The organism is Streptomyces sp. NPDC050161, assembly GCF_044460025.1.
Taxonomy (GTDB): domain Bacteria; phylum Actinomycetota; class Actinomycetes; order Streptomycetales; family Streptomycetaceae; genus Streptomyces.
This window is the reverse complement of the sequence record NZ_JBITJM010000017.1, coordinates 165,188-172,442: the sequence shown is the minus strand read 5'-3', so window position 1 is coordinate 172,442 and position 7,255 is coordinate 165,188. Positions and strand designations below refer to the sequence as shown.

Here is a 7,255-nt window from a genome sequence, read left to right as displayed (position 1 = left end):
GGGGGTTTTTGATCACACTAACCACTGGGCCTCTTTGGGGCTTAACCCTTTTTATCGCCCCCCCCCCCCCCCCCCCCCCCCGGGGGGGGGGGGGGGCCCGCCCCCCCCCCCCGCCCCACCGCCTGCCCGAGGAGGCCCTCATCCGTATCCCCCGTCCCGTCCCGAGTGCCGAGGAGGCCGCCGCGTGGGCGGACGTCCTGGTCCGCTACCAGCTGCTGCACGCCGCCGTGCCGGCCCCGAACGGCCAGTGGCTCGTCCAGCACCGCCCCGACGGCCTTGTCACCGTCCTGTGCGGGTCCGCCGCGCTGCTCGGCCTCGCCGCCGAACTCCAGCAAAGGGCCCGCGTCCGATGACGGGCCCGAACGAACCCGTCCCCCATTCGCCGGGCGAGCCGGACGTCAACGCGTCTGCGACGGGAGCAAGTTATCGGCCAAGCTACTCTTCCCCGTTGGGGAAGGCAGCTCGGCCATCTCCCGCCCCAGGGGTGGCGGGAGCGGACCAGCACCGGGGGGCGCAGGTCCGTCAGGCAGCGACCGAGGGCGGACCGCAGCCAGGAGAAGAAGCACCGCAGCGCAGCACGAGTGCCACGCCCCCAGCGCCACGAAAGCGCTCCCCCCTCAAACGCGAGCGCAAGCGATCCCGCATGTGCAACATCCGCCTCAACGACGACGAGTGGAAGCATCTGACCACTGCGGCGCGCTCCACGCGCACGAGCCTGCCCGCCTACCTCGTCAGAGCCGGCCTTGCTGCCGCCGACGACGGTGAGAACACCGCCGCGGCTATCGCCGGCCACCGCCAGCTGGTGACCGAGCTGTTCGCCGCGCGTCGGCACCTGGGCCAGGTCGGCAACAACCTCAACCAGGTCACCCGCGCGCTCAACTCCGGTGGGCAGCCGGCGGAACTCGATGCCGTGATCGGCGCCGTGAACCGTGCGGTGAACCGCGTCCAGGACGTCACCGACAAGCTGCTCGACCGGACTTAGAGGCGACCAACGGCATGATCCCCAGGGTTCACAAGCGCGGGAAGCGCACCATCGGCCTGCTGTACTACCTGTACGGGCCGGGCAAGTACGAGGAGCACACCGACCCGCACCTGGTGGCCTCCTGGGACCACCACGCCCCCGACCCCGGCCGCGACGCCAACGCCACCCTCAAGCAGCTCCAGCATCTCCTGGACCAGCCGCTCGACAACATCGACGACGCCGACCGCCCCACCCGGCACGTGTGGCACCTGTCCGTGCGCAACGGCACCGAAGACCGCATCCTGTCCGACGACGAATGGGGCGACATCGCCCGGCGCATGGTCGCCGCCGCCGGCATCGACCACCCCGACGACGCCGCCGGATGCCGCTGGGCCGCCGTACGGCATGCCGACGACCACATCCACATCATCGCCACCCTCGTCCGCGAAGACGGCTACAAACCCGACCTCAACTACGACGCCCCCCGCGTCCAGGCCGAAGCCCGCCTCCTGGAAACGGAACTGGGGCTGCGCCGCCTCAACCGCGGCGACGGCACCGCCGCCCAGCGCCCCACCAGCGCCGAACGCCACAAGGCCGCACGGCACAACAAGGAACGCACGCCGCGTGAGGAACTGCGCGAGACCGTACGCCGCTCCGTGGCCGGCGCGGCGAGCGAGGAAGAGTTCTTCGGTCGCCTGGCCGCCGCCGGACTTCTCATCCAGCGCCGCGTGGCGCCCTCCGGTGACCTGCTCGGCTACAAGGTCGCGCTCCCCGACGACCGCAACAAAGACGACGAGCCGGTGTTCTACCCAGGCTCCAAACTCGCCCCCGACCTGTCCCTGCCCCGTATCCGCGAGCGCTGGTCCCAGGGCACGCCCCGCCCTCACGTCGCCTGGGCAGACCGGGGCGCTGCGCGCACCCGGAGCACGCCGGCTCGGGCGCGTCGGCGTGCCGCGTCGGCCGTGTGGCAGGCGGTGCTGGTCATCGACCACGCCGACGACGCCCAGGTGGCCGCGCACGTCGCCGCGGCGGGCGAGGTCCTCGATGCGCTCGCCCAGACCTCCGCCGCCCATACCCGGCGCGAACTGCGCGACGCGGCCTTCGCCTTCGAGCGGGCCTCGCGCTCTCACGTCCGCGCCGAGCGCGGGCACGACCGTGCGCTGCGCCAGGCTGCCCGGGAACTCGTCTACAGCGGGCCCGCCGTCGGCCGCGGCGAAGACGGCGCGACCACGGCGATGCTGATCGACATGGCCTTCTTCCTCGTCACCACCGTTGCGCACTGGCACAGCAAGAAGGAGCACGCCCAGCAGGCCGCCGCCGCCCGCCAGGCCGCCGAACACCTGCGCACCGCCTACCAAGTGGCCGCCCGGCAACCCATGGCTGCCCTGCACCAACGCGGCCGGCACCTGTCGCAGGCACTCCAGCACCAGCATGCCGCGCACCTGCGCCAGGCAGTGCCGGAGCTGGCCGAGCAGATCCTTTCCGAGCCCGGCTGGTACGCGCTCGCCGCCACCCTCGCCGACGCCCAGGCCGCCGGACACCACCCCGTCACCCTGCTCGAAGACGCAGCCGCACGAAGGGAGTTGACCACCGCCGACTCGGTCAGCGACGTCCTGGTGTGGCGTCTTCGACGCACGGCCGGCCTCCCCGCCCACACCCGCGCAGCGCGCACCGACGACAACGCCGCGACGCCGCGCACCCCGCTCTCGGCGCCGGCCGCTGGCCGAAAGGCCCGGTGACCCGGCGGGTGGAGAGTTTTTGAGTAGAACCTGGTCAACGTCTTACGGCACGATCACTGTGGCCTGCAGGACGAGGAGAGGGATCACGTGTTCGGACGCAAGAAGGCGCGCCGCCAGATACTGCGCGAGGCAGCCGAAGCCCAGCGCATGCACGCGCAGATGACCGAAGGGCTGATCCCGCCGATATACGAGGCCGCGCAGCAGCAGGCCGCAGCCACGGCGCAGATGCAGCCGCAGGCCGTGGTGGACGACTTCCTGCCGGCCGACCTGCGGATGCCGGCCCGCGACGAAGTCGCCGGGATGATGATGCCCTGGCCCCGGCCGCTCGTCATCGACGGCGAGATCCGCGAATGCCCCGGGTGCGGCTCGTACCGGGACTGGGTCATCGTCAGCACGCGCGACGAAGTATGGCTGCGCTGCCGGACCGGCCACCAGACCCTCGAACCCCGCCTCGACGCCGCCTGGTACAACCGCCACTCCACCCCGGTGGACTCCCGGCACGACACCTTCGAAGACGGGCTCAGGCACCTCGGCCACCTCGACGGCTGACCCGCACGTTCCCCTGCCCCACGACCACCGTCCAAGGAGCGGTACTGCCGGCCCATCCGAATCAACCCAGGGGTTCACATGCACCGTCACACCACCGCCATCGCCGCCGTCCTCGGCCTCACCGCCCTCGCCCTCACCGGCTGCTCCCACGCCCCCGCTCCCACCGCCTCGGCAACGCCCTCGGCCACCGCAGACCACCAGAAGAAGGCCGCGAACAGCGCCGAGCCCAGCGCGCCGCTGTCCTCGGGCGCGCTGCGCGAGCGGCTCCTGGACGAGAGCGACCTGGGCGCCGGATACCTACGCAAGCCCGAGCGCGCCTCGGACAACGACGACGTGACGGTGACCGGCTGCCCCGCGCTGGAAAAGCTCGGCGGCGACGCCGCGGCCGGCGGCTCCCTCGACTTCCCGCGCCGGGCGAAGGCCACCTTCAGCCACACCGGCAGCGGCAACTCGGAGGTGTCCGAGGAGCTCTACAGCGACACCGCCTCGGAGCTGTCGAAGAACACCGGCCGGATCTTCGACGCCATGACCTCGTGCTCGTCATACCAGGTGGTGGCCGGCAGCACGCCGGTCGACATCACCGTCCATAAGCTGCCCGCACCGCAGCTCGGTGACGAGCGGTGGAGCCTTCAGATGACGTTCACCACCGGCGGACGCAGCACCGTCACCAAGGAGACCGCCGTCCGCACCGGCACCACCGTCGTCCTGGTCGCCGGATCCCCCGGCCTCGTGGACACCCACCTGGACAAGGCGCTCACCAAGGCCCGCGGCGCACGCTGATCCGCCCATGCGCCGGTGCCCCTGCCCTTCGGGCAGGGGCACCGCTTTGCGTCTCGGACAACGTGAAGCCGCAGGTCCAAGAGCTGGTGTGACCGGTGCTCGGGTGCTCACGCTGGTTGTGGGCGGCAGTCTGCGGAGCAGATCGTCCGACGGAGCGGCCATCGCTCTTCCCGGGTCAGGAGCGATGCCTGATCCGGTCGAGGTCTGCGTCGAGGACAGCCAGGTCCGGATGATCGCGAAGCTCCTGCTCGCGCGCCCATTGGCCGAGGTCGGCTTTGTGAGCGGCCTGCACCGCATCGATGGTGGTGCGGGTAGCGATGGCGAGGAGGTCCAGGTCTTCGCGGCTCAGACCGTGGTAGCGGTTGACGGGGGCGTAAAGGGAGGCCACCCACTCGGGACCGATGAAGCCGGCTTCCGTGAGTTTCTCGACCAGCCATCGCCGGAACGGAGTGTCCTGGGTCTTCCAGGCCGGGTCGTAGTCGTCGTACTCGGGGTCGTCGGGGCCGGGGCCGATAATAGGCATGGGCGCACTCTTTCCAGAGCTTCAGTGGAGTATGTGGGAACTGCTGGTCGCGGAATTCCGATCAGTTGTGTGATCCGTTTGGCGCGCATTACTCGCACGCTGATGTCACGGTCTTCCGGGATGCTCACACCCGTTATGGGCGGCGCTGCGAAGTCCCCTCGGAAAGCCGTCCCGCCAGCCTTTTGGCCTTCGGCTTCAAGTTGGCGGAGGCTCGTTGCTATGCACCGCGGAGACGCCGGCACCCTGGCCGACCGGCCGCAGCCGCCCACGTCGCACCCCAGCCACCGCCCGCCAGCAGGAGCCGTAACGCGCCCGTGCCCGGCAGGCCGAATCGGCCTGCCGGGCACGGCAGTTACGACACCCTCCGGTGAACGCTCACCTGGGTCGCGGGGCTATTCGGTTGTGGTGAGGGGGCGTTGGACGGTGACCAGACGGTCGCGTCGGATGCGGACCTCGGTCAGGCGGTCTTCGCCGGGGAGGTAGACGAGGAGGTCGGTGTGGCTGCCCCGGCCTCGCTCGGCGACGGTGGCGACATGGTGCCTGTCGGCACAGTCGGGCCGGGTGTAGGCATCGCCGGGGCGCAGCGCGCCGGCCCGGTCCTCGTAGACGTCGAGCGGGCGCTGGTCCCATCCGCTCGCGGCCTTCCGCATCGCGGGCAGGGTGGACATCTGGCGGGCGGTCTCGTTCTCCTCCCGGCGTCGTCGGCACGGGGCGCACTCCTGGGCGCCCGGGTTGGGCCCGGCGAGGTGCTGTCCGCACAGCGCCCTGCCGGTCGCCGCATCGCGGCGGTGCCCCGTGACCAGGTTCGCGCGGCCCCGAGGCGCCCACAGCAGGTCGGGGCCGCCGTGGCACGGTTCGTCGGGAGGCAGGAGCAGCGGGCCCACCCGCCGCTGGAACGCCGCGAGGGAGTCGCTGAGGCGCAGGCAGTTGGCGCACACCTTGCGGCTCGAACTGCGGCGTGCGTCAAGGGGTTTGCCGCAGTAGCCGAGCAGGTGGCCGGGGATCGGCCGGTGCCCGACCGCCCCCTTGCCTGTCCCGGCCGCGGGCCGGGCGTCCGGTTCCCCGGTGCCCGGATGCGGTGTGCTGGAGAGCGCCAGCCGGCCGCGGCGGCAGCTCTGGCACATCTGGTGCGCCGTGTTTGGCGCGATCGGCACCAGGTCCGGCGAGTGCGTCGCGCAGAGGGTGAACGGCACGCCGTCCTTGACGGCACCCCAGTGGGCGGTGCCGTTCGTCAGGCCGATGGACAACCGGATCAGGGGCAGGGGCAGGGGCAAAGGACCTCCAGGTGATCGGGGATACGCACGGTGTGCGCTGGTGAAGCCGCCACCAGGCCAGGCGGGGCGGGGCGGTGGAGGTAGTGCGGGTGGGTGCGTGTGGTGCCGGCGTCAGGGTGCCGGGGTGAGGGTGAGGCGGCCTTCGGTGCTCTCGGGCAGCACACGGCGCAGGACCGGCACTGGTGAGGCGAGCGAGGAGGCGAAGGCGGCGACCAGGTCGTGGGGGACGCTGGCGCTGAAGGTCGCGCACCACAGGTAGGGGGCGCCCAGCGCCGGTTGTGCCCACGTCTGCCAGCCCACCGGTTCGAGGGCCGGCTCGCTGTCCTGGATGTGCGTCGGCAGCCAGCACAGCGTGAAGGCGGAGGTGAAACCCGGATCGTCGGCGGCGGTGTCCGGGGTGTCGATGTCGCGTATCCAGCCCTGGTCCGCCAGCGCGGCCAGGACCGTGTCGGGCCCGTCGAAACCGGAGGCGGGATCGGGCCGCGCGTCGAGCGCGAGAAGGAAATCCGAGAGGGCTTCGTGCGGCACGCCGCCGGTGAAGTACGCATTCCACTGCGCGGGGCCGCGGACGTGCGGGCGGGCGGAGACCTGCCAGGCCACCGGCAGCTCGCCCAGGTGGAACGGCTCGTCCGCCAGGACCCACTGGGCCCAGGCCAGCGTATCGGGGCGCAGGTGGAGGACGGTGCTGCGCAGGACCTGCCGGGCGTCCTCCGGCTCGTCGGCCTCCCGGCGTCCGCGGACGATGGTCAGGTCCGCCCAGCCCAGCGTGGACAGGGTGGCACTGACCTGGTCGGCCAGCAGACCGTCATCACCTGCGAGATGACGTGGCGTGACCCAGTAAGCACCGGAAGGCTGAGGGGTGGACGGGTCGAGGGGGTGGTGCGGGTGCAGGGGCGCCTCCTGGCGATGAAGGGATACGGGGATCACGGGGTGTGGCTGCGGCGTGCTGAGCGCCGCATGCGCGGGGGTGCGTCGACCGGCTCGTGCCAGGTGAGGGCGACGGCGACCTCGGGCGGAAGCGGCCCGAACTGCTCGGCCTCCTTGCTCTCCCCGATGTACACCACCGAATCGCCGCACTCGTCCGTCCCGACGAGGACATCACCCAGGCGGTGCGCCATGGGAAAGAACGGGTTGATCGCCAGGCGCAGCACGGCGTCGCGGTCGCAGCGGGAGAGCCGGTCGATGAACTCGCCGACGGTCACTTCCGGTTCCAAGGCATTCTCCTTGACGTAGACGGCGGTGTTCCGAGTGGCACGCGTGCGGGCCGGGTGCGGACCGTTCGCATCGGAGGGCGTAGAAGGCGGCTGAGAATCGCAGGAATGCGAGAGCGGGCCGATGCCCGAAGCCGACATCCGACCGGCAGCTGGGCAGCTGCGTTGGGCGTTCGCCTCGTCCAGCGTGCCGAGGGTCGTGGCCTGCAGGCCCTGGT

At 71.5% G+C, this 7,255-nt stretch carries 9 protein-coding genes; 5 read left to right on the top strand and 4 right to left on the bottom strand.

Annotated elements, in window-relative coordinates; translation table 11 throughout:
- Positions 1 to 227 precede the first annotated feature (227 nt).
- From ACIBK8_RS25980 to ACIBK8_RS25960, 5 genes are all read left to right on the top strand, one after another.
- A complete protein-coding gene (locus ACIBK8_RS25980; protein ID WP_399044267.1) occupies positions 228 to 353 on the top strand; it encodes a hypothetical protein in 126 nt (41 codons plus the stop codon).
- Positions 350 to 982, top strand: coding sequence for a plasmid mobilization protein (locus tag ACIBK8_RS25975; protein ID WP_399044266.1), 633 nt, complete (start codon positions 350 to 352; stop codon positions 980 to 982). The genes ACIBK8_RS25980 and ACIBK8_RS25975 overlap by 4 nt, the downstream gene beginning before the upstream one ends.
- Positions 983 to 996: 14 nt before the next feature.
- On the top strand, positions 997 to 2,700 hold the full coding sequence (locus ACIBK8_RS25970; RefSeq protein WP_399044265.1) for a mobilization protein: 1,704 nt from the start codon (positions 997 to 999) through the stop codon (positions 2,698 to 2,700).
- 87 nt (positions 2,701 to 2,787) lie between these two features.
- Positions 2,788 to 3,249 (top strand): hypothetical protein, encoded by a 462-nt coding sequence (locus tag ACIBK8_RS25965; RefSeq protein WP_399044264.1) that lies wholly within the window; start codon positions 2,788 to 2,790, stop codon positions 3,247 to 3,249.
- 78 nt (positions 3,250 to 3,327) lie between these two features.
- Complete coding sequence (locus ACIBK8_RS25960) at positions 3,328 to 4,029, top strand: hypothetical protein (RefSeq protein ID WP_399044263.1); 702 nt, start codon at positions 3,328 to 3,330, stop codon at positions 4,027 to 4,029.
- A gap of 175 nt (positions 4,030 to 4,204) precedes the next feature.
- Here ACIBK8_RS25960 and ACIBK8_RS25955 read toward each other — a convergent pair whose 3' ends face one another.
- The 4 genes from ACIBK8_RS25955 to ACIBK8_RS25940 all read right to left on the bottom strand — a co-directional run bounded on the left by ACIBK8_RS25955 (position 4,205) and on the right by ACIBK8_RS25940 (position 7,040).
- Positions 4,205 to 4,552 carry a hypothetical protein gene (locus ACIBK8_RS25955; protein WP_399044262.1) on the bottom strand — a complete coding sequence of 116 codons (348 nt, stop codon included), beginning with the start codon at positions 4,550 to 4,552 and terminating at the stop codon, positions 4,205 to 4,207.
- A 392-nt stretch (positions 4,553 to 4,944) separates the two neighbouring features.
- On the bottom strand, positions 4,945 to 5,826 hold the full coding sequence (locus ACIBK8_RS25950) for a hypothetical protein (RefSeq protein ID WP_399044261.1): 882 nt from the start codon (positions 5,824 to 5,826) through the stop codon (positions 4,945 to 4,947).
- Between the two features lie 111 nt (positions 5,827 to 5,937).
- On the bottom strand, positions 5,938 to 6,753 hold the full coding sequence (locus tag ACIBK8_RS25945; RefSeq protein ID WP_399044260.1) for a DUF317 domain-containing protein: 816 nt from the start codon (positions 6,751 to 6,753) through the stop codon (positions 5,938 to 5,940).
- The gene (locus ACIBK8_RS25940; protein WP_399044259.1) at positions 6,750 to 7,040 is read right to left on the bottom strand and encodes a hypothetical protein; all 291 of its coding nucleotides are present in this window, start codon (positions 7,038 to 7,040) and stop codon (positions 6,750 to 6,752) included. The genes ACIBK8_RS25945 and ACIBK8_RS25940 overlap by 4 nt, the downstream gene beginning before the upstream one ends.
- Positions 7,041 to 7,255 lie beyond the last annotated feature (215 nt).